Raw genomic sequence first — 18,882 nt, forward strand, 5'->3', positions numbered from 1 at the left:
CCCGTCCGGGAGTAGTTCAGACCAATGGGAGAGTTATCCGCGTTGTTCGCGCCCGAGCGCATCGCCGTGGTCGGTGCCACCGAGCGCGAGGGCTCGGTCGGGCGAGCGATCATGCAGAACCTCCTCGACGCGTTCGAGGGGGACGTCGTCCCAGTCAACCCCGGCAAGGCTTCGGTGTTCGGCATCACGGCTGTCGACGGCGTCGGCGAGGCGGACGCCGACGTCGCCGTGGTGGTCGTGCCGCCGGAGATCGCCGTCGACGTCGTCCGCGAGGCCGGCGAGGCCGGCATCGAGGGCGTGGTGGTCATCACCGCCGGGTTCGGCGAGACGGGCAGCGAGGGCGCGACCCGAGAGGCGGAACTGATCGAGGTCGCCGAGGCGTACGACATCGACCTCGTCGGCCCGAACAGCCTCGGGATTATGTCGACGCCCGTCGGGATGAACGCCACGTTCGGCCCCGAGAACGCGCTGTCCGGTCGGATGTCGTTCATGAGCCAGTCGGGCGCGTTCATCACGGCCGTCCTCGACTGGGCGAACGCCGAGGGAATCGGGTTCAAAGACGTCGTCTCGCTGGGAAACAAGGCCGTCCTCGACGAATCCGATTTCGTCCGGGAGTGGGGCGACGACGAGGACACAGACGTCATCATCGGCTACCTCGAAGGCATCGACGACGGGCAGGAGTTCATCGAGACGGCCCGCGAGGTCACTCAGGAGACGCCGATCGTCCTCGTGAAGTCCGGCCGCACCGACGCCGGCGCGCAGGCCGCCTCCAGCCACACGGGGACGATCGCCGGCTCCGACGAGGCCTACGAGGCCGGCCTCGAACAGGCTGGCGTCATCCGCGCCGAGTCCGTCCAAGAGCTGTTCGACGCCGCGCGCGTGCTGGAGAACCAGCCCCTGCCGGAGACCGACGACGTCGCCGTCGTCACCAACGCCGGCGGCCCGGGGGTGATGAGCACCGACGCTATCGGCGACTCCCGGCTCTCGATGGCGTCGTTCACCGACGAGACGCTCGACGCCTTCTCGGAGGCGCTGCCCGCGGAGGGGAACATCTACAACCCCGTCGACGTCGTCGGCGACGCCGACAACGAGCGCTTCAGGGACGCCGTCGACGTCGCGCTCGGCGACGACAACGTCGGCAGCGTGATCGTCCTCTCGTGCCCGACGGCGGTTCTCGATTACGGGCAGTTGGCGGCCGACACCGTCGAACTGCAGGAGAAACACCGGAAGCCCGTCGCCGCCTGTTTCATGGGTGGCGACCGGGTCGAACCGGCCGCGGAGATCCTCTCGGACGCCGGCATCCCGAACTACTTCGACCCCGCGCGGGCGGTGTTCGGACTCGACGCGCTCTCGCGGTTCCGCGACATCACCGAGCGGGAGTACGAGTCGCCGACGACGTTCGACGTCGACCGCGAGCGCGTCCGCGAGATCCTCTCGTCGGTCGAGGGGCGCGCCGACAACCGTCTCGGCGTCGAGGCGATGGGACTGCTCGACGCCTACGGCATCCCGACGCCGGACGGCGAGATCGTCGACTCCCCGTCGGAGGCGCGGACCGTCGCCGAGGGCATCGACGGCGACGTCGTGATGAAGATCGTCAGCCCGGACATCCTGCACAAGTCCGACATCGGCGGCGTGAAAGTCGGCGTCGCCGACGCGGACGTCGAAGACGCCTACGAGGACCTCGTCTCTCGCGCCCGCAACTACCAGCCCGACGCGACGATCATCGGCGTGCAGGTACAGGAGATGGTCGACCTCGACAGCGGCGTCGAGACGATCGTCGGGATGAACCGCGACCCGCAGTTCGGTCCGCTCTTGCTCTTCGGTCTCGGCGGCATCTTCGTCGAGACGCTCGAAGACACGACGTTCCGCGTCGCGCCGGTCTCGGAGTCGGAGGCGGAGGCGATGACCCGCGAGATCGACGCCGCGCCGCTGCTGCGCGGCGCGCGCGGTCGCGACCCCGCCGACGTGGCCGGCGTCGTCGAGACGATACAGCGCCTCTCACAGCTCGTGACCGACTTCCCGTCGATCCTCGAATTAGACATCAACCCCCTCGTCGCCACCCCCGACGGCGTCGAAGCCGTCGACGTGCGACTCACCGTCGACCCCGACGAACGCTAAGGAGCCCCACCAATGCACAACACCCTACTCGTGACCTCGATCGAAGACAGCACCGGAAAAACGGCAGTGACGCTCGCGCTCGGGCGGCTTGCGCAGGAACGCGGCCGCCGCGTTGGATATATGAAGCCGAAGGGCACGCGACTTCAGTCGAACGTCGGGAAGACGCTCGACGAGGACCCGATGCTCGCCCGCGAACTGCTCGGTCTGGACAGCGAGATGCACCAGATGGAGCCGATCGTGTACTCGCCGACGTTCGTCGAGGGCGTCCTGCGCGGCCGGGAGAACCCCGACGATCTCGGGGAGATCGTCGAGGAGCACTTCGCGGAACTGGCCGCCGAGACCGACCTGATGCTCGTCGAGGGCGGCGGTTCCTGGACCACCGGCGGCATCGTCGACCTGACCGACGCCGACCTCGCCGAGCGCCTCGACGCCGGCGTGCTCCTCGTGGCGAACTACGAGCGCGCGAACGACCTCGACGACGTCGTCGCGGCCGCCGACGCCTTCGGCGACCGACTCGCGGGCGTCCTGTTCAACGGCGTGAGCGACGCCGCCTTCGACGAACTCGAGGGCGAGGCCGTCCCCTTCCTCGAAGATCGGGGCGTCCCGGTCCTCGGCGTCGTCCCCCGAGAGCGCGAACTCGCGGGCGTCCACGTCGACGACCTCGCCGCGGAGTTGGGCGCGGAGTTCGTCACCGAGGGCGACGCCGACGGCTACGTCGAGCGCTTCCTCGTCGGCGCGATGGGCGGGGACGCCGCGCTCCGGTACTTCCGCCGGACGAAGAACGCCGCGGTCATCACCGGCGGCGACCGCTCGGAGATCATCGCCGCCGCGCTGGAGGCCCCGGGCGTCAACGCCGTCATCCTCACCGGGGGCCACCGACCGACCGGCGCGGTCCTCGGGAAGGCGAAGAAGCGCGGCGTCCCGATCCTGCTCGCGACCGGCGACACGCTCTCGGTCGTCGACCGCGCCGAGGCGATCGTCAACACGGGCCGCGCGCGCGACGAGGAGACGATCTCGCGGATGCAGCGCCTCCTGCACGACCACGCCGACGTCGACGCGATCATCGGCGGGGACGCACCGATCGACCCCGAGACCGACGACAGCGACGGCGACAGCGAGGGCACTGACGACGGTCGAAGTGACTCGTGAGCGGTCGGAGGCCGCGGGGATTCCGTCGTCTCGGAGCCGCCAATTTGGCCGGGAATCCGTCCGCAGCGTGGGTGTAACCAGCCATTAACTATTACCACATACTCCGAGGTGAGCGTATGGATTTCGACTGGCCAACATACTTCGAGTGCGCGGCGTGCGGTGCCGAGTTCCCCGCGGACGCGGTCCGGTACGACGACCTCGGATACCCCGAGTGTCCGGAGTGTGCAGCGCGAACCGGCCCGCTCGCCAGTCTCGACGCGATGGACGGCGTCGAGCCCGAGATCGCCGACTGAACGCGTCGCCGCGCGGCCGCCGAGCCGGAAGATACAGGCGGCCGACAGACGAGAAAGCGGTATGGAGTGGTCACGGAGCGAAGACGGCGAGGCGTTCGTCGAGTGGACGCGTGAGGACGGCTACGCCACGATTCGCCGTCGACAGCGTGCCGACGGCGGGTGGGTCGTCCACTACGACCGACTGTATCAGGCCCCCGAGGGGAGCGGCTACCGGCGCGAGCGGGTCGCAGACCTCGAGGCGGCCGATGAACTGGTCGAGGCGTGGCAAACGTCGGACCCGATCGAGTGAGACAGAACGCTGGCTCTCAGAAACAGGTTCGGCGCGTCGCGGTCGACTCGCTAGGCCAACTGCGACCGGCTCACTTCTCCTGGAGCCGACGCGTCGTCTCGATCAGTGGATGGCGACCGTAGTCGGCGATCTCGATGTCTTCGATCGTCCTGAGTCCCTCCTCGTCGGCGGTGCGTTGCATTCCCAGATCCACGCGCTCTTCTAACACGATCACCGAGGCGTCCATCTCCTCGATCCCGAGCTGGTGGGCGGCCATCACCCGGTGGTGACCGTCCGCGAGGAGCAGTTCCCCGGCGTTGTCGATGACGACGAGGGGTTCGGCGAGTCCGCGTTCGAGTTCGTACTTGCGACCTTCGAGTTCGTCGGCGTAGACGCGCCCCTGCGTCGGCGTGAGGTCCGATAGCTCGACGACGCGGGGCTCTTGATGCAGGCGGATCTCGTGGATCTGTTCGAGCGTCCGCATCAGTTTGCCGACCTTCTCGGGGGTCGCCCGCTCGATCTGTGAGCGGACGACGTCCGTGTTGGAGATGATCCCGACGAGGTTGTCGGCGTCGTCGACGACCGGGAGCTTCTGGATGCCCGATCGGAGGATGACCCGGGCGGCATCGATCACGTCCATCTCCGGGTGGGCGACGATGATGTTCTCCGCCATCACGGTGAAGATCGGGGCGTCGTCGTCGACTAAGAGAAGATCGCTGGCAGAGACGAACCCCTCGACTTTCCGTCCCTCCGAGACCGGAAACCCGTTGTGTCCCTCGCTCTCTTTGATCCGCCGCGCGACGTCGGAGACGGTGTCCGTCGGTGCGACCGTCTGTACCTCCCGCGTCATATACTCCTTTACTTTCGGTCGCCCACTCATCGTCTCCGCTACGCGGCGCGAACGCAAAAACGTGCGGCATCACTCCTCCAGCGACTCGAACGGCGACTCGTACGTCCACTCCGCGCCGTCGATACCGATTTCGAGCAGCGTCGTCGCGTCTTCGAGCGTCTCGAAGAGCCGACTGGCGATGACCTCCGTGACGATGTCGGTCAACTCCGCGGCGGAGTCGTCGTCGACGTCACCGAGGATCCCGAGCGGAATCTGCGCGCCCGCCATGTCGGCGTGCCCGCCGGCGCTTCCGATGGCGTCGAGCGCGTCCCGAAGCGTCTCACCGAGGTCGACGTCCGTCCCGCGCGCCCGTCCGGAGACGTAGACGGTCCCGTCCTTGAAGCCGTAGACGACGGCGATTCGGACGCCCTCCATGTTCAGCAGTCGGTCGGCCGCCTGCGCGAGCGCGTCGCGGTCCGAAATCGGGCCGACGTTCGATGCGAGGGCGTCGCCGCGGACGTCGCGGTTGCGGATCGCACGCGCGAGCGTCTCCACCACTGCAGGGCTCATACTCGGTGATTCGACCCGGTCGAGCAGGGAGAGGTCCGCGTGCGCCAACAGCCACGCGGCGGCCTCGAAGTCGACGGGGGAGACCTCCCGCGAGAAGTCGTTCGTGTCGATCCGGATCCCGAAGAGCAGCGCCGTCGCCAGCGACTCCTCCGGATCGATCCCGGCTCGGCGGAGGTATTCGGCCAGCAACGTGCTCGTCGAGCCGACGTCGCGTCTGAGATCGACGAAGTGCGCCTCGACGGGCGCGCGCGGCGGGTGGTGGTCGACGACGATGTCGACGTCGGTATCTTCGGGGAGGCCGTCGTTGACCCCCGGCCGCGAGTGGTCGACGAGGGCGACGCCGCCGTACTCGGTAACGTCGCCCGCCTCGTCGAGTTCGGTCAGGTCCAACCCGAGGAGGTTCACCAACGCGCGGTTCTCCTGATGGGAGATGTCGCCGAAGTAACACGGGTCGGCGTCGATGCCGATGGCCTCGGCGATCCGCGACAGCGCCAGCGCACTCGCGATGGCGTCGGGGTCGGGGTTGTCGTGCATCACGACGGCCAATCGACCGTTGATCCGCCGAAGCGCCGTGTACAGCCGGTGCAGCCGGCTCGCGCCCAGCCCGATCGTCAGGTCCCGAAGCCGCCGGTGGATCGCCTCGACGGCGTCGACGGTCCGGTCGGCGACCGACTCGATCCGGTCTCGCAGCGCCTCGTCGGCCTCGAGGCCGACGTACGCGACCAGTTCCGCGTCCGGATACGCCGATCTGGCGGCCTCCGCTGCGGCCGCGTTCGTCGGACCGTCGTCGCTCCCGACGAACACCAGATCCGCCTCCGGCGGGTACGCCTCCACGTCGTCCGGCGCGGACTGCGTAACGGTGACGCCGGAGAGACCCGATCCGAGCGCGTCCCGATCGCATTCGCCGACGACCGTCAGCTCACCCGGCCACTCGGCGAGTCGATCGATGGTCCCGCGGACGGGCGACCCGCAGCCGAGGACCAGCCGCCGTTGCATAGGCCGGTATCCGTGTTCACGCCATTTCACTTCGTCGGGTCGCGCGTGCGTTCGGTGGTCGTTACGAACGCGTGTCCGAACCGTCACTCGGGAGTCCGATCGCAGTATCAGTCTCGCTCGTCGTCGCCGGATGGCAGGCGATCGACGGCCTTCTGCCACCGCTCTTTGGCCGCCTGACCGGGATCGCCGAACGGATCGTACGTGATGTCCTCGGCGGTTTGCGGATACGTACCGTCCTCCCTGCCGGTCTGTTTTCGCCACAGGCCGACGACCGTTGCGATCACCAACGACCCGAACGCGACCCCCAAGAGGGCGCTTGCGGCGCTATCGAACGGGAACGCGACGTAGAGCAGGGCCAACAGGAGCGCAGCCGCTTGCGCCGCGTAGAGGAGGCTGCCGAGGGAGTCGCTCGAGATATCGAGCGTTCGACCCATCGTTCTCCGGAATCATCCGCCCACGCCCACATAATAGTTTCAGTCCGCATACTTATCGGCGACCAGCACCTTCGAACGACTATGATCCGCAGTCTCTGGGACGTGTTCCTCGCCCGCATCGGAAACGCGGACGACGGCGACGATGCCGACGAGGGTCGTCGATTCGTCCCGTCGCCTCTGGACCTGTCGGTTCGAGTCGGCCACGGCGGACGGGACGACGAGGTCGTTCGCGAACTCTCGAAAATCGACGAGCGCGCACGCGAGTTGGAAGACAGCCAGCGCGACCAGTGAGGTGGTGGAACCCAGCGGCGGTGCCGCCGATCGCTCTCCCGTTCGCTACACCGCGAGGAGAACGAGACCGCTCACGACGACGACGCCCAAGATGACGGAGACGAGCCGCCCGAGTCGGTAGGTCCCCAGGAACCACGCCAGGGCGGCCTTGAGGAAGGTGTTCGCGACGGCCGCGATGACGATGCCCGTCGTCGCGACCTCCGTCGAGATCGTCCCCTCGGCGGCGAGCCGACTCAACGTGATCGTCATCGCGTCCACGTCGGCAAGACCGGAGAGAAACGCCGTGGCGTACACTCCCGACGTGCCCAACAACTCGTGTGCGTACTCGGAGACGAAGAGCACGACCGCGAACACCCCGCCGAAGAGGAGCGCCGGTCGGAGGCGAAACGGATTCTTCAACTCGCCGGGTTCGACGGTCTCGTCGGTCGCCGTCCGCCAGTACAGCGCCCCGGCGGCGACCGTCCCGACGGCGGTCATCACTCCCAGCGGGACGGCGACGCTCGGCAACAGGCTCGGATTGACGACGGCGACTTCGATGAGCGCCCGGGGGAACATCACGATGGATGCCGTGACGACCGCGAACCCGCAGACGTGATACAGCGACTCGTTCTGGACCGTCTTCTCCGCCATCGAGACCGTCGTCGCCGTCGAGGAGACGAACCCGCCGATGATCCCGGTCACCGCAATACTCCGCGTGGGCCCGAGGAACTGCCCGAGCACGTACGCGACGAACCCGAGCCCGGTGACGAAGACGACCATCAGCCAGATGAATCGCGGATTGAGCCCGTAGAGCACGTCGAGCGACCGGTCTGGAAGCGCCGGGAGGACGACGAGGACGACGAGGATGAACTTCACCGAGGCGGTTCGCTCGGCCTCGTCGATCTGATCGGCGAACTCGTGAACCGGATCTTTGACCGAGAGCAGCACCGTGACGAGACCGCCGACGACGATCGCCGCGGTCGCGCCGGTGTCAGAGTGCACCGCCGTCGCCCCCAGTATCACGGTGAGGAGCGCGGCGGTAAGCGTCGTCAGGCCGATGTCCCGTTCGTACCAGATCTTTCCGGCGTAGGCGACGGTCAGCGGGACGACCAGGACACCGATCGCGAGCGGCAGCGCCGACGGGAAGAACACCTGCACGAGCCCCCCGTAGAGCGCGAACAGCGGGAAGGTACGGCTCCCAGCGAACGTCCCGCCGGATTCGCTCTGCTCTCGTTCCAACCCGATAAGCGCGCCGAGTGCAACGCCCACGGAGAGGTGCAGGAGGATCTCGACGAGCGGATCGGTCACGGGATCGACCATCGGTGAGTGATTCGAGCAGGCGCGACGTCAAACTACGGGACGGACCGTCGATGATCTCGGCCCTCGATTCACCGTCGAGTCAATCTCGCCGACGAGCGGCCGCGGGCCGCGAGGTCGGCGGCACTTTTCCTCTCGATTTTGTACGATGGGCTCCCGCAGCGAACGAAGTGAGCGGGGAAAATCCACCGCTAGAAAAGTGGGGTGCTAGAACAGCGCCGCAGCGACCGACTGGGCGGTCTCGATGACCGGACCAAAGCCGGGCAGGAGCAGCAGCGTGCCGAGTCCCGCGAACAGGACCGCGGCGTAGAGGCCGACGGGCCGGCTCTCGATCTCGAAGTCGCCCGCGGGCGACTCGATCCACATCGCCTTGACGACGCGGCTGTAGTAGAACAGCGACAGCGCGCTGTTGATCGCGCCGACGGCGGCGAGCCACCAGAACCCGGCCTCGATGGCCGAGAAGAACAGGGCGTACTTCGAGAGGAAGCCGCCGAACGGCGGCAGGCCCGCGAGGCTGAACATGAACACCGTCATCGCCACCGCGGCGATCGGCGCGACCGACGCGAGGCCGTTGTAGTCCTCGAACGTCCGGCCGACGCCCCAGTGTTCGACCATCGCGATGAACAGGAACGCGCCGGTGTTCATGAAGCCGTAGACGAGCAGGTGCGCCATCGACGCCCCGAGGACGTCCCCGTTGGGGCCGCCCGCGGTCAACGCCGCGAGACCGATCAGCGCGTAGCCCGCGTGCCCGATCGAGGAGTACGCGAGCATCCGCTTGACGTTCTCCTGGGTCGCCGCGGCGAAGTTACCGAGCGTCATCGTGACGACGGCCAGCACCTGGAAGGCGAGCACCCAGTCGACGCCCGCCGGGATCGCCCCGAGCGGGAAGGCCTCGACGAAGACGCGGAAGCCGACGGCGAACCCGGCGGCCTTCGAGGCCGACGAGAGGAACGCCGAGATCGGTGCGGGCGCGCCCTCGTACGCGTCGGCGCCCAGAAGTGGAACGGCACGGAGGCGGTCTTGTAGGCGACCCCGCCGGCGATCATCAGCACGCCGACGCCGAGGACGCCGACCATTTCGGTCCCCTCGCCCAGCGCGCTGGCGACGTCACCGAGGATCAGCGATCCGGTGGTGGCGTACACGAGGCTGATGCCGAAGAGCATCACGCCCGAGGAGACCGAGCCGATGAGGAAGTACTTCAGCCCCGACTCGACGCTGCCGCGGTTCCGCTTGAGGAACGCGACCAAGGCGTACGACGGCAGCGAGGCGAGTTCGAGGCTGATGAAGACGGTCGCCAGCGAGTTCGCCATCGACATCAGCGTCATCCCGGTCGCCGCGAACAGCACCAGCGAGTAGAACTCCGCGCGGTACTCCTGATCGGCGAGGTAGTCGTAGGCGGCCACGGAGACCATCGCGGTGACGACGGTGAAGATGAGCGTGAAGAACAGGCTCATCCCGTCGACGACCATCGTGTCGCCGTACAGCGAGATCGCTCCGCCGGTGTGCTCCTGTCCGGTGCCGGCGACCAGGAACCACGCCGCGACGCCGAAGGCCAGCAGCGATCCGGCCGCGGAAGTGACGGCCAACAGCGCGTTGGACGTCTCCTCCGGATAGAGCGTGTCGATCCCGAGCAGCACGAGACCGGTCACCCCGAGCAGGATCGCCGGCAGCATCGCGGTCCACGCGGCGACGGGTTCGGCCTGCAGTGCGACGTCGAACATCACAGCCCACCTCCCGAGAGGATCGGGTTAACGGCGTCTTGGATCATCCCGAAGAACAGGTCGGGCGCGACGCCGAGCACGATCGTCAGCAGCAGCAGGACTGCCAGCGGCGCGACGTCGTGGAACGGCGCGTTCGTGACCTCGTACTCGCCGTCGAAGCTGAACGGCCCGAAGAGGGTCCGCTGCATCGCGAAGAGCAGGTAGCCCGCGACGATGACGATGCCGAACATCGCTGCCGCCGTGAACACCGGCATCCCGCTGTGGACGGTCGACTCGAACGAGCCCTTGAAGATGAAGAACTCGCCCGCGAAGCCGGCCATAAGCGGCAGTCCCATGTAGCCGAACGCGCCGGCGACGAAGATGCCCGCGGTGAGGGGCATCCGATCCGCGATACCGGACATGTCGCCGACCATCCGGGTGTGCGTCGTGTTGTAGATGACGCCGACCGCCATGAACATCAGCCCCGAGATGAGGCCGTGGGCGATCATCTGGAACGTCGCGCCGCCGACCCCGTAGGTCGTGTACGCGACGAGTCCGAGGATGACATAGCCCATCGACGAGACGGAAGAGTACGCGACGATGCGCTTGAGATCCTCCTGTGCGAGCGCCAGCATCGCGCCGTAGATGACGCTGATGACGGCGATGCCCGCGATCGGGACCACGAGCGCGGTCGCGACGTCGGGCATCATCGTGAAATTGAACCGAAGCAGCGCGTACGTCCCCATCTTCAGAAGGACGCCCGCCAGCATCACCGACACCGGCGTCGGCGCTTCGACGTGAGCGTCCGGCAGCCACGTGTGCAGCGGCGCGACCGGCACCTTCACCGCGAAGCCGAGGAACGTCGCCACGAAGGCGACGGTCTTCAGCGTCGCGGCGTCGAGGCCGGCGAAGCCGCCGAGTTCGCCCGCCCGTAGGGCCTGGGCGATCTCGGGAAGCCGCAGCGACGACACCGAGTCGCCGAGGCCGAACACTAAGGCGATGAAGCCGATGAACATCACGAGCGACGCGATGTTCGTGTACACGAAGAACTTGATCGCCGCGTAGCGGCGGTTCGGACCGCCCCAGACGCCGATGAGGAAGTACATCGGGACGAGGACGGCCTCCCAGAAGACGAACCACGCGAAGAAGTCGAGCGCGGTGAACACGCCGATGAGGTTCGCCTCCATGAAGAGCATCAGCCCGTAGAACTGCGACTGTCGCTCCGCGATCGGCGTCCACGCGCTGACGATCGCCAGCGTCGTGAGGATCGTCGTGAGAACGACGAGCGGGAGGCTGATGCCGTCGACGCCGACGAACCAGTGCAGATCGAGGCCGCCGAGCGTCAGCCAGACGACGTCCGTCTCGAACGCGATCGAGCCGCCCAGCAGGGCGTTCCCGCTCGCGTCGTACTGTGCCCACATCCAGAGGCTCCCGAGGATCGGGAGCGCGCTGAGTGCCGCCGCGAGTCGACCGGCGTACTCGTCGGGAGCGACGAACACGACCAGCGCGGCGAGGAACGTGACCGCAATGAGCGCTTCAATTATCATACGAACCACCCTCCGAGAATCCCGAAGGCGAGAAGCAACGCCGTCAGCCCGAGCGTCAGAAGCGCCGCGTAGTTACTGACGACGCCCGTCTGGATCCGGCGGACGCGACCGCCGGCGAACAGGCTGACGCCGGAGACGCCGTTGACGACGCCGTCGACGACGCCGCCGTCGAACTTGTTGGCGGCGCGCGCGACGGGCCGAGTGACGCCGTTGGCCAGCCAGACCTGGTACTCGTCCTGGTAGTAGTTGTTGTACAGCAGGCCCTTGATGCGACCGAGGCGGTCGGTGTGTCGGACCGGCTCGGGGACGTTGTACAGCAGGTACGCGAGCCCGGAGCCCGCGAGCGCGAGGCCGAGCGAGAGCGCGGCCCCGACCGCGACCGTCGTCGCCTCGGATCCGATGTACGACGAACTGTACGGAATGAGATCCGCGTAGTGGTGCGCGGTCAGCCCCTCGAAGCTACCGTCGAGCCACTGGTGGAGGAAGTCGATTCCTCCGATCCCGAAGAGCTTCTCGATCGGCACCATGTTGACGACGCCGGCGACGGTCGCGAGGACGCCGAGGACCACGAGCGGTCCCTTGACGTTCCAGCGCACGCCGTGCGGATCGCGTGCGGTCTGTGACCGTGGGTTGCCGTGGAACGTCAGGAAGACCATCCGGAAGGTGTAGAACCCGGTGAAGAAGACGGCGAGCAGCCCCATCGCGTACGCGCCGAGGAGCAGCGGGCTTCCGCCGAGGCCGTGGATGAGCGTCTCGTACAGCACCTCGTCCTTCGACCAGAAGCCGGCGAAGGGGAAGATGCCCGCGAGCGCGAGCGACCCCGCGAGGAACGTGTAGTAGGTGACGGGCATCTTGTCCTTCAGCCCGCCCATGTCCCACATGTTCTCGTTGTGGTGCATCGCGATGATGACCGACCCCGCACCGAGGAACAGCAGCGCCTTGAAGAAGGCGTGCGTCATCAGGTGGAAGGTCGCGGCGACGTAGCCGCCGCCGCCGAGGCCGAGCATCATATAGCCGTACTGCGAGATCGTCGAGTACGCGAGCACCTGCTTGATCTCTCGCTTGACGACGCCCATCGTCGCCGCGAACAGCGCGGTGAAACCGCCGATGAACGCGATGATCGCGAGCGCGGTCGGTGAGAGCGCGTAGAAGCCGTACATCCGCGCGACGAGGTACACCCCGGCGGCGACCATCGTCGCGGCGTGGATGAGCGCCGAGACCGGCGTCGGGCCCTCCATCGCGTCGGGCAGCCACGTGTGAAGCGGGAACTGCGCGGACTTGCCGATCACGCCGCCCAGCACGAGCAGGCCGACGATCGTGAACCACGTCTGCGGGTCGAGCCCGAACGTGGTCACGCTCGCCTCACCGTTGAGTGCGGCCTCCGCGAGGGCGGGGAACGATCCTTCGCCCGCGAACGCCGCCGTGCCGAACGTCGCGAAGACGGCGACGACGCCGACGAGGAAGAAGTAGTCCCCGAAGCGGGTGACGAGGAACGCCTTCTTCGCGGCGCTCGGCGGCCCCGGCTCCCGGAAGTGGAAGCCGATGAGCAGGTACGAGCAGAGCCCGACCAGCTCGAAGAACATGAACGCCATCAGCAGGTTGTCAGCGACGACGAAACCGAGCATCGACGCCGTGAACAGGCCGAGGCCGGCGTAGTACCGCGGGAGGCCGGTCTCACCCTCGTCGTTCATGTAGCCGAGACTGAAGACGTGGACGAGGAAGGCGATGAGCGTCACGATGAGAAGCATCATCGCCGACAGCGGATCGATCAGGACGCCGAACGTCAGATCGACCGCGTCGAGGCCCTCCGCCCACGTGTAGATGGTCGCGTCGTACGTCTGTCCCCCGGCCACGGTGAGCACCGTCGCGACCGACAGGATCAGCGATCCCGCCGTCGCGGCGATGCCCGCGTAGGCCCCGCCCTTCGGCAGGCGATCGCCCACCGAGAGCGCGACGAGGAACGAGACGAACGGCAACAACACGATCGCGGGTGCGAAGTCGAGTATTCCTGCCATCTTACCACCTCATCGTCGTCGCGTCGGTGACGTCGACGCCGTCGAAGTTGCGGTACAGTACGAGGATGATCCCGATCCCGATCGCGACCTCGGCGGCGGCGAGCGCCATCGTGAACAGCGCGAAGGTCTGTCCCGTGACGTTCCCCCAGACCTGGGAGAACGCGACGAGGTTGACGTTCGCGGCGTTCAGAAGCAGCTCGACCGACATCAGGAACAGCAGCGCGTTGCGCCGCGTCAGGATGCCGAACAGCCCGATGCAGAACACCGCGGCGGAGAGAAGCAGGTAGTACTCCGGCGGAACCATCACTCCTCACCTCCGAAGAGCTGTTCTTTGAGCGCGCGACCGCCGTCGGCGACGAGGTGCCGACCGCCGCCGTCCTCGCGACGAGCGAGGTGGACCGCGCCGTCGAGCGCGACGTCGAGCGTGATCGCGATGACGATGAACGCGACGAGGAAGCTCTCGCCGGCGACGTCGCCGAGATCGAGGTTGAACATCGCGTAACCGATGCTGGCCGTGATGTTCGCACCCTCTGCGAACCCCTGCGGTTCCGGCATCGACGACGAGAGGATCGCGGCGGCCATCACGACGAACAGCGCTGCCGCGGCCAGGCCGGGAACGAGATGCGAACCCAGCTTCAGTTCGGGTTTCGTGGTCATGTGTTACTCACCTCCGGTTGTGTACGCGTCAGCATCACGGCGAACGTGATGAGGATGAGAACCCCGCCGACGTAGACGAGGATCTGCATTGCGGCGAGAAACTCCGCCTGCAACATCACGTAGTGCACCGCGACGCTCAAGAGCGCGCCCCCGAGCAGGAGTGCGGAGTGCCAGACGTCCCGCACGAGGACGACGCCCAGGCTGCAGCCCACGGTCACGAGGGCGAACAGCGCGAACGCGATGGTCTCATAAACCATTGTGTGTGTCTCCTTGAGGTATCCCTTTGAAGATTTCGAGAAGTCCGCGCCCGGGCTCCTCCCGGGCGAACGGACTTTGATCGGCGGACTGTCCCGCGTGGCGTGGACTCACCTCACTGATAGTCCACCTCGCCCTCTCCCTCGCCGATCCACGCGCCGCGGTCGGGTTCGCGGGAGTTGAGCGGGTCGATGTCCTTGTACCACGGGACGTTCTTCAGCTGCTCTTTGTTGTAGACGAAGTCGTCCTTCGTGTCGGCGACGAACTCGAAGTTCTGCGTGAGCAGGATGGCGTCGACGGGGCAGACCTCCTCGCAGAGCCGGCAGTAGATGCACTGGCCGATGTGGAGGTTGTACTGTTCGCCGTTGCGCTGGTCGTCCTGCACGATCTGGATCGTGTCGTTCGGACAGACGTTCTCGCACTGCCGACACCAGATGCAGCGCTCCTGGCTGAACTTGTGGACCCCGCGGAAGCGGGGGCTCACCTCGGGCGCGACGTCCGGGTACTCGACCGTGAACGTCTCGCCGTCCAGCGCGTGTTTCATCGTCGTCGCCATCGATTTGAGTACGCCGATCATGCTATCACTCCCACGATTACGGCCGTGAGCACCAAGTTAGCGAAGGAGAGCACGAGCATCCCCTTCCATCCGATGTCGAGGAACTGATCGATGCGGAGGCGGGGGATCGCCGAGCGCGCCCACTGGGTGAACAGGTAGAACCCCCAGATCTTGATCAGGAACCACACGAACCCCGGCAGGACCGGCCCGGCCGGTCCGCCGAGGAACAGCGTCGCCGCGAGCGCGCCCCCGAGGAAGATGTGGATGAACTCCCCGAGGTAGATGAGCACGAAGTACACCGAGGAGTACTCCGTCTGGTACCCGGCGACGATCTCGGTCGGCGCTTCCGGCACGTCGAAGGGGTTCCGACCGACCTCAGCGAGATTCGCGATCACGAACAGCACGAACGCGAACGGGTTCACGAACGCGAACCACTGCGGGATCGTCACGCCAGCGACCGACAGCAGCGGATCGGTCTGCTGGGCGACGATCTCGCTCATCTGCAGCGAGCCGGTGAAGATGATCACCGACACCGCGGTGACGATAAGCGGGATCTCGTAGGCGATGTTCGAGGCGATCGCGCGGAGCCCGCCGAGCAGCGAGTACTTGTTGTTCGACGCGTAGCCCATCATCACGAGCCCGAGCGACGCGATAGAGGACGCCGCGAAGGCGAACACCGCGCCGGTCTCGGGGTCGGCCAGGTGGATGCCGTTCCCCATCGGGATGACGGCGAAGCCGAGCAGCGCCGAGAAGGGAACCAGAAGCGGGCCGAGGTCGTACGCCGGTCGGTCGACGCCCTCCGGGATGACGAGCTCTTTCGAGAGCAGTCGGACGGCGTCGGCGACGATCACGAGCAGGCCGAACGGCCCCACGCGGTTGACCGCGATGCGGTCGGTGAACGCGGCGGTGATCTTCCGCTTGGCCCACGGGCCGGCGACGGCCGTCTGGATCAAGAGGATGTTCGCGATCAGGAACGCGCCGATCAGGCCGCCGACGATCTGTCCGACCGTCCCGGAGAGACCGAGGATCCCCGCGATCCGCTCGGGAAGGAGGACCTCAGACTGCAGCGGCAACATCAGCGGTCCACCTCGCCGAGCACGATGTCGAGGCTGCCGAGGGAGGCAACCATGTCCGGGATGTACTCGCCGGCGGACATCTCAGGCAGCGTCTGCAGGTTCGAGAAGCACGGGCTGCGGATCTTGAAGCGACCGGGCTTCTCGGTCCCGTCCGCGCGGATGTAGATGCCGAGTTCGCCCTTCGCGGCCTCGACGGCGCGGTAGATCTCTTTGTCGTCCTCCGGGCGGAGCGTCCGGGGCACGTTCGCCTGGATGTTCCGCTCGTCCTCGGGCCAGTCTTCGAGCAGTTCGACGCACTGCTCGATGATCTTCGCCGACTCCTCGACCTCCTTCAGCCGGACGAGCAGACGGCTGAAGTTGTCGCAGCCGTCCTCGGTGATGACGTCCCACTCCAGTTCGTCGTAGTAGCCGTAGGGGTCGTCCCGGCGGAGGTCGTAGTCGATCCCTGAACCGCGTGCGACGGGGCCCGTCGCGCCGTAGGACTTCGCGACCTCCGGCGGCAGCACGCCCGTGTCGATCGTCCGCGACTGCAGGATCTCGTTGCCGGTGATGAGGTCGTGGTACTCCTCGACGGCCTCCGGGAGGTCCTCTAGGAAGTCCCGGATCAGCTCGAAGAACTCCTCGCGCGGCTCGGGGAGGTCCCAGACGACGCCGCCCAGCCGGAAGTAGTTGAACATCATCCGCTGGCCGGTGAGCTCTTCGAGGACGTTCTGCACCTTCTCGCGGTCCCGCATCGCGTACATGAAGATCGCGGTGAAGTCGCCGTAGACGTCGAGCGCGAACGTGCCGACGGCGAGCATGTGCGAGGCGATGCGGCAGAACTCCGCACCCATCGTCCGGATGATCTGCGCGTACTCCGGAACCTCGATGTCGTTGAGGTCCTCCGCGGCGCGGGCGTACGCCCACTCGTTGAGGAGCCCCGACGACGCGTAGTCCCAGCGGTCCGGGTACGGCATGATCTGGTGGCGGTACGTCTTCGTCTGGCACATCTGCTCCTCGCAGCGGTGGAGGTAGCCGATGTCGGGGTCGACGTCGGCGACCTGCTCGCCGTCGAGGACCGTCTTGACGTGCAGCACGCCGTGTGTCGCGGGGTGGTGCGGGCCGATGTTGACGTACATCGTGTCGCCCGCGTCCTCGCGGTGATCGTCGGCGAGGGGGTTCTCCCACTCTTTGAGCGTCACGATCTGCGGCCGGTCCTGATCGTAGTTCTGCGAGAGCGGGTGGCCCTGCCACGTGTCCGGAAGCAGGATCCGCCGCAGGTCCGGGTGGTCGTCGTACTCGATGCCGATCAGGTCGTAGGCCTCCCGCTCGTGCCAGTCGGCCGTCCGGAAGACCGGCTCCGCCGACTCGCTGACGGGATCGTCCTTCGTCGTCGGCACGACCACGCTCACTTCGCGCTGTCGGTCGTCGAAGCTCGTGAGGTGGTAGATCGACTCGTAACGGTCCTCGCGCTCCTCGGCGGTGACACACGAGAGGTGGTCAAACCCGGCCTCGTCGCGGAGGCGACGCAGCGTCTCTTGGACGCTGTCGGGCCGGATGACGAACCCGGGCGCGTTGACGTGCTCCTCGCGATCGACGACGAGGTCGCCGAGCAGTTCGGCGATCTCGTCGCCTTCGGTCGGCAGGACCTCGACCGCGCCGTCCTCTGGGGTTGGTTCTTCGAGGCTCATGGCGAATCAGCCCAGTTGTACCGCATAACCAGGTCGTCCTCGTCGATCTGGTCTGCGAGCTGCTCGACGATCTCGTCCTGTTCGAGGTCGTCGAACTGTTCGAGCTCGTAGGGTTTGACCGTCACCGGGCTCGACTCGCCCTCGGCGATGCGCTGTTGCAGCTTCGCGACGCCGTAGATGAGCGCCTCGGGACGCGGGGGACAGCCCGGGACGTGGATGTCGACCGGGATGACCTCCTCTGCGCCCTTGATGACGTTGTAGCCCTCTTGGAACGGGCCGCCCGAGATCGTACAGGAGCCCATCCCGACGACGAACTTCGGCTCGGGCATCTGGTCGTAGACGCGCTTCATCCGCGGGGCGAACTTCGAGACGATCGTTCCGGGGACGATGATGACGTCCGCCTGTCGCGGCGACGCGCGGGGGACCCCGGCCGCGAACCGGTCGAGGTCGTGTTTCACCGAGTAGGTGTGCATCATCTCGATGCTGCAGCAGGCGATCCCGAACTGCAGCATAAACATCGAGGAGCCGCGGACCCAGTTCATAAACTGGTCGAACTTCGTGAGGATGAACGGCGAGGAGCCGAACGCCTCCCGAAGCTTCGAGTTGAAGCGGTTGTCCGCTCCCGCGCCCGTCATCCGGGCGTCCCGCGTCTCGGTCTGTACCTGCGTGTCGTCCGTGACGAATGGTGTGTCTCGTTCGCTACTCATGCGTTTCTCTCCGTCTTCTGGCGGTTCGCAAGCGGGCTTTTGACCCACTTGATCGCGCCGTTGCGCCACGCCCAGACCAGTCCGACGACGAGCACGCCGACGAAAGCGAGCATCGGCAGCAGGACCGTCGAGAGGGCGACGCCCTGGTCCAACGCGGGCCGGTAGATCACGGCCCACGGGAAGATGAGAACGGTCTCGATGTCGAACACGAGAAACAGCAGCGCGACCATGTAATACTGGATGTTAAACTGGACGCGCGCCGTTCCGGTCGGTACCTCACCGCTCTCGTAGGTGGCGCGTTTGCCTTGTTCGGGAACCGACGGGCGCAGGATCGCCGAAACGGCCATCATCCCAAGTGGGATGCCGACGGCGACGAGCGCAAGGGCCCCGATTGCTATCCATTCACTCATTCCGTAGTCTCCCTGACGTTCGGGGGTTAGAAGCGCCCCCCCATA

19 protein-coding genes and 1 pseudogene are annotated in these 18,882 nt (G+C 66.8%); 5 read left to right on the top strand and 15 right to left on the bottom strand.

Translation table 11 applies throughout. The features are described 5' to 3' along the window. Positions 1 to 24: 24 nt before the first annotated feature. From ACP99_RS01295 to ACP99_RS01305, 4 genes are all read left to right on the top strand, one after another. Positions 25 to 2,118, top strand: coding sequence for an acetate--CoA ligase family protein (locus ACP99_RS01295; protein WP_049984859.1), 2,094 nt, complete (start codon positions 25 to 27; stop codon positions 2,116 to 2,118). 12 nt (positions 2,119 to 2,130) lie between these two features. After that, positions 2,131 to 3,267 carry a phosphotransacetylase family protein gene (locus ACP99_RS01300; RefSeq protein WP_049984860.1) on the top strand — a complete coding sequence of 379 codons (1,137 nt, stop codon included), beginning with the start codon at positions 2,131 to 2,133 and terminating at the stop codon, positions 3,265 to 3,267. A 116-nt stretch (positions 3,268 to 3,383) separates the two neighbouring features. Then, positions 3,384 to 3,560, top strand: coding sequence for a hypothetical protein (locus ACP99_RS20325; protein ID WP_197052321.1), 177 nt, complete (start codon positions 3,384 to 3,386; stop codon positions 3,558 to 3,560). Positions 3,561 to 3,621: 61 nt separating this feature from the next. Beyond that, on the top strand, positions 3,622 to 3,849 hold the full coding sequence (locus ACP99_RS01305; protein ID WP_049984861.1) for a DUF7543 family protein: 228 nt from the start codon (positions 3,622 to 3,624) through the stop codon (positions 3,847 to 3,849). Positions 3,850 to 3,919: 70 nt separating this feature from the next. On the opposite strand, the gene ACP99_RS01310 is transcribed toward ACP99_RS01305, so the two are convergent. The 3 genes from ACP99_RS01310 to ACP99_RS01320 form a co-directional block, all read right to left on the bottom strand. Then, a complete protein-coding gene (locus ACP99_RS01310) occupies positions 3,920 to 4,708 on the bottom strand; it encodes a CBS domain-containing protein (protein WP_049984862.1) in 789 nt (262 codons plus the stop codon). Between the two features lie 39 nt (positions 4,709 to 4,747). After that, entirely contained in the window at positions 4,748 to 6,223 is a 1,476-nt protein-coding gene (locus tag ACP99_RS01315; protein ID WP_049984863.1) for a DHH family phosphoesterase, read from the bottom strand. A 107-nt stretch (positions 6,224 to 6,330) separates the two neighbouring features. Beyond that, on the bottom strand, positions 6,331 to 6,657 hold the full coding sequence (locus tag ACP99_RS01320; protein ID WP_049984864.1) for a hypothetical protein: 327 nt from the start codon (positions 6,655 to 6,657) through the stop codon (positions 6,331 to 6,333). Positions 6,658 to 6,738: 81 nt separating this feature from the next. On the opposite strand from ACP99_RS01320, the gene ACP99_RS01325 reads away from it, so the two are divergent. Beyond that, entirely contained in the window at positions 6,739 to 6,948 is a 210-nt protein-coding gene (locus tag ACP99_RS01325) for a hypothetical protein (RefSeq protein WP_049984865.1), read from the top strand. 45 nt (positions 6,949 to 6,993) lie between these two features. Here the strand turns inward: ACP99_RS01325 and ACP99_RS01330 are convergent, their stop codons facing one another. The 12 genes and pseudogenes from ACP99_RS01330 to ACP99_RS01385 all read right to left on the bottom strand — a co-directional run bounded on the left by ACP99_RS01330 (position 6,994) and on the right by ACP99_RS01385 (position 18,837). Further along, entirely contained in the window at positions 6,994 to 8,247 is a 1,254-nt protein-coding gene (locus ACP99_RS01330; protein WP_049984866.1) for an MgtC/SapB family protein, read from the bottom strand. Positions 8,248 to 8,451: 204 nt separating this feature from the next. After that, positions 8,452 to 9,965 (bottom strand): annotated as a pseudogene (locus tag ACP99_RS01335) (NADH-quinone oxidoreductase subunit N). After that, positions 9,965 to 11,491: a complex I subunit 4 family protein gene (locus tag ACP99_RS01340; protein ID WP_049984867.1), complete on the bottom strand. Its 1,527-nt coding sequence runs from the start codon at positions 11,489 to 11,491 to the stop codon at positions 9,965 to 9,967. Before ACP99_RS01340 ends, ACP99_RS01335 begins: the two are co-directional and overlap by 1 nt. Next, positions 11,488 to 13,506 (bottom strand): NADH-quinone oxidoreductase subunit L, encoded by a 2,019-nt coding sequence (nuoL, locus tag ACP99_RS01345; protein ID WP_049984868.1) that lies wholly within the window; start codon positions 13,504 to 13,506, stop codon positions 11,488 to 11,490. The genes ACP99_RS01340 and nuoL overlap by 4 nt, the downstream gene beginning before the upstream one ends. 1 nt (position 13,507) lies before the next feature. Then, positions 13,508 to 13,810 carry an NADH-quinone oxidoreductase subunit NuoK gene (gene nuoK, locus ACP99_RS01350; RefSeq protein ID WP_049984869.1) on the bottom strand — a complete coding sequence of 101 codons (303 nt, stop codon included), beginning with the start codon at positions 13,808 to 13,810 and terminating at the stop codon, positions 13,508 to 13,510. Then, positions 13,810 to 14,163: an NADH dehydrogenase gene (locus ACP99_RS01355; protein WP_049984870.1), complete on the bottom strand. Its 354-nt coding sequence runs from the start codon at positions 14,161 to 14,163 to the stop codon at positions 13,810 to 13,812. Before ACP99_RS01355 ends, nuoK begins: the two co-directional genes overlap by 1 nt. Further along, positions 14,160 to 14,420, bottom strand: coding sequence for an NADH-quinone oxidoreductase subunit J (locus tag ACP99_RS01360; RefSeq protein ID WP_049984871.1), 261 nt, complete (start codon positions 14,418 to 14,420; stop codon positions 14,160 to 14,162). Before ACP99_RS01360 ends, ACP99_RS01355 begins: the two co-directional genes overlap by 4 nt. A gap of 113 nt (positions 14,421 to 14,533) precedes the next feature. After that, a complete protein-coding gene (locus tag ACP99_RS01365; protein ID WP_049984872.1) occupies positions 14,534 to 14,995 on the bottom strand; it encodes a NuoI/complex I 23 kDa subunit family protein in 462 nt (153 codons plus the stop codon). After that, positions 14,992 to 16,050 carry a complex I subunit 1/NuoH family protein gene (locus ACP99_RS01370; protein ID WP_049984873.1) on the bottom strand — a complete coding sequence of 353 codons (1,059 nt, stop codon included), beginning with the start codon at positions 16,048 to 16,050 and terminating at the stop codon, positions 14,992 to 14,994. Before ACP99_RS01370 ends, ACP99_RS01365 begins: the two co-directional genes overlap by 4 nt. Further along, positions 16,050 to 17,720: an NADH-quinone oxidoreductase subunit D gene (locus ACP99_RS01375; RefSeq protein WP_049984874.1), complete on the bottom strand. Its 1,671-nt coding sequence runs from the start codon at positions 17,718 to 17,720 to the stop codon at positions 16,050 to 16,052. Before ACP99_RS01375 ends, ACP99_RS01370 begins: the two co-directional genes overlap by 1 nt. Beyond that, a complete protein-coding gene (locus tag ACP99_RS01380; protein WP_049984875.1) occupies positions 17,717 to 18,427 on the bottom strand; it encodes an NADH-quinone oxidoreductase subunit B in 711 nt (236 codons plus the stop codon). Before ACP99_RS01380 ends, ACP99_RS01375 begins: the two co-directional genes overlap by 4 nt. Beyond that, a complete protein-coding gene (locus tag ACP99_RS01385) occupies positions 18,424 to 18,837 on the bottom strand; it encodes an NADH-quinone oxidoreductase subunit A (RefSeq protein ID WP_049984876.1) in 414 nt (137 codons plus the stop codon). Before ACP99_RS01385 ends, ACP99_RS01380 begins: the two co-directional genes overlap by 4 nt. Positions 18,838 to 18,882 lie beyond the last annotated feature (45 nt).

The organism is Halobellus rufus (genome assembly GCF_000739575.1).
GTDB classification, from domain to species: Archaea; Halobacteriota; Halobacteria; order Halobacteriales; family Haloferacaceae; genus Haloquadratum; species Haloquadratum rufum.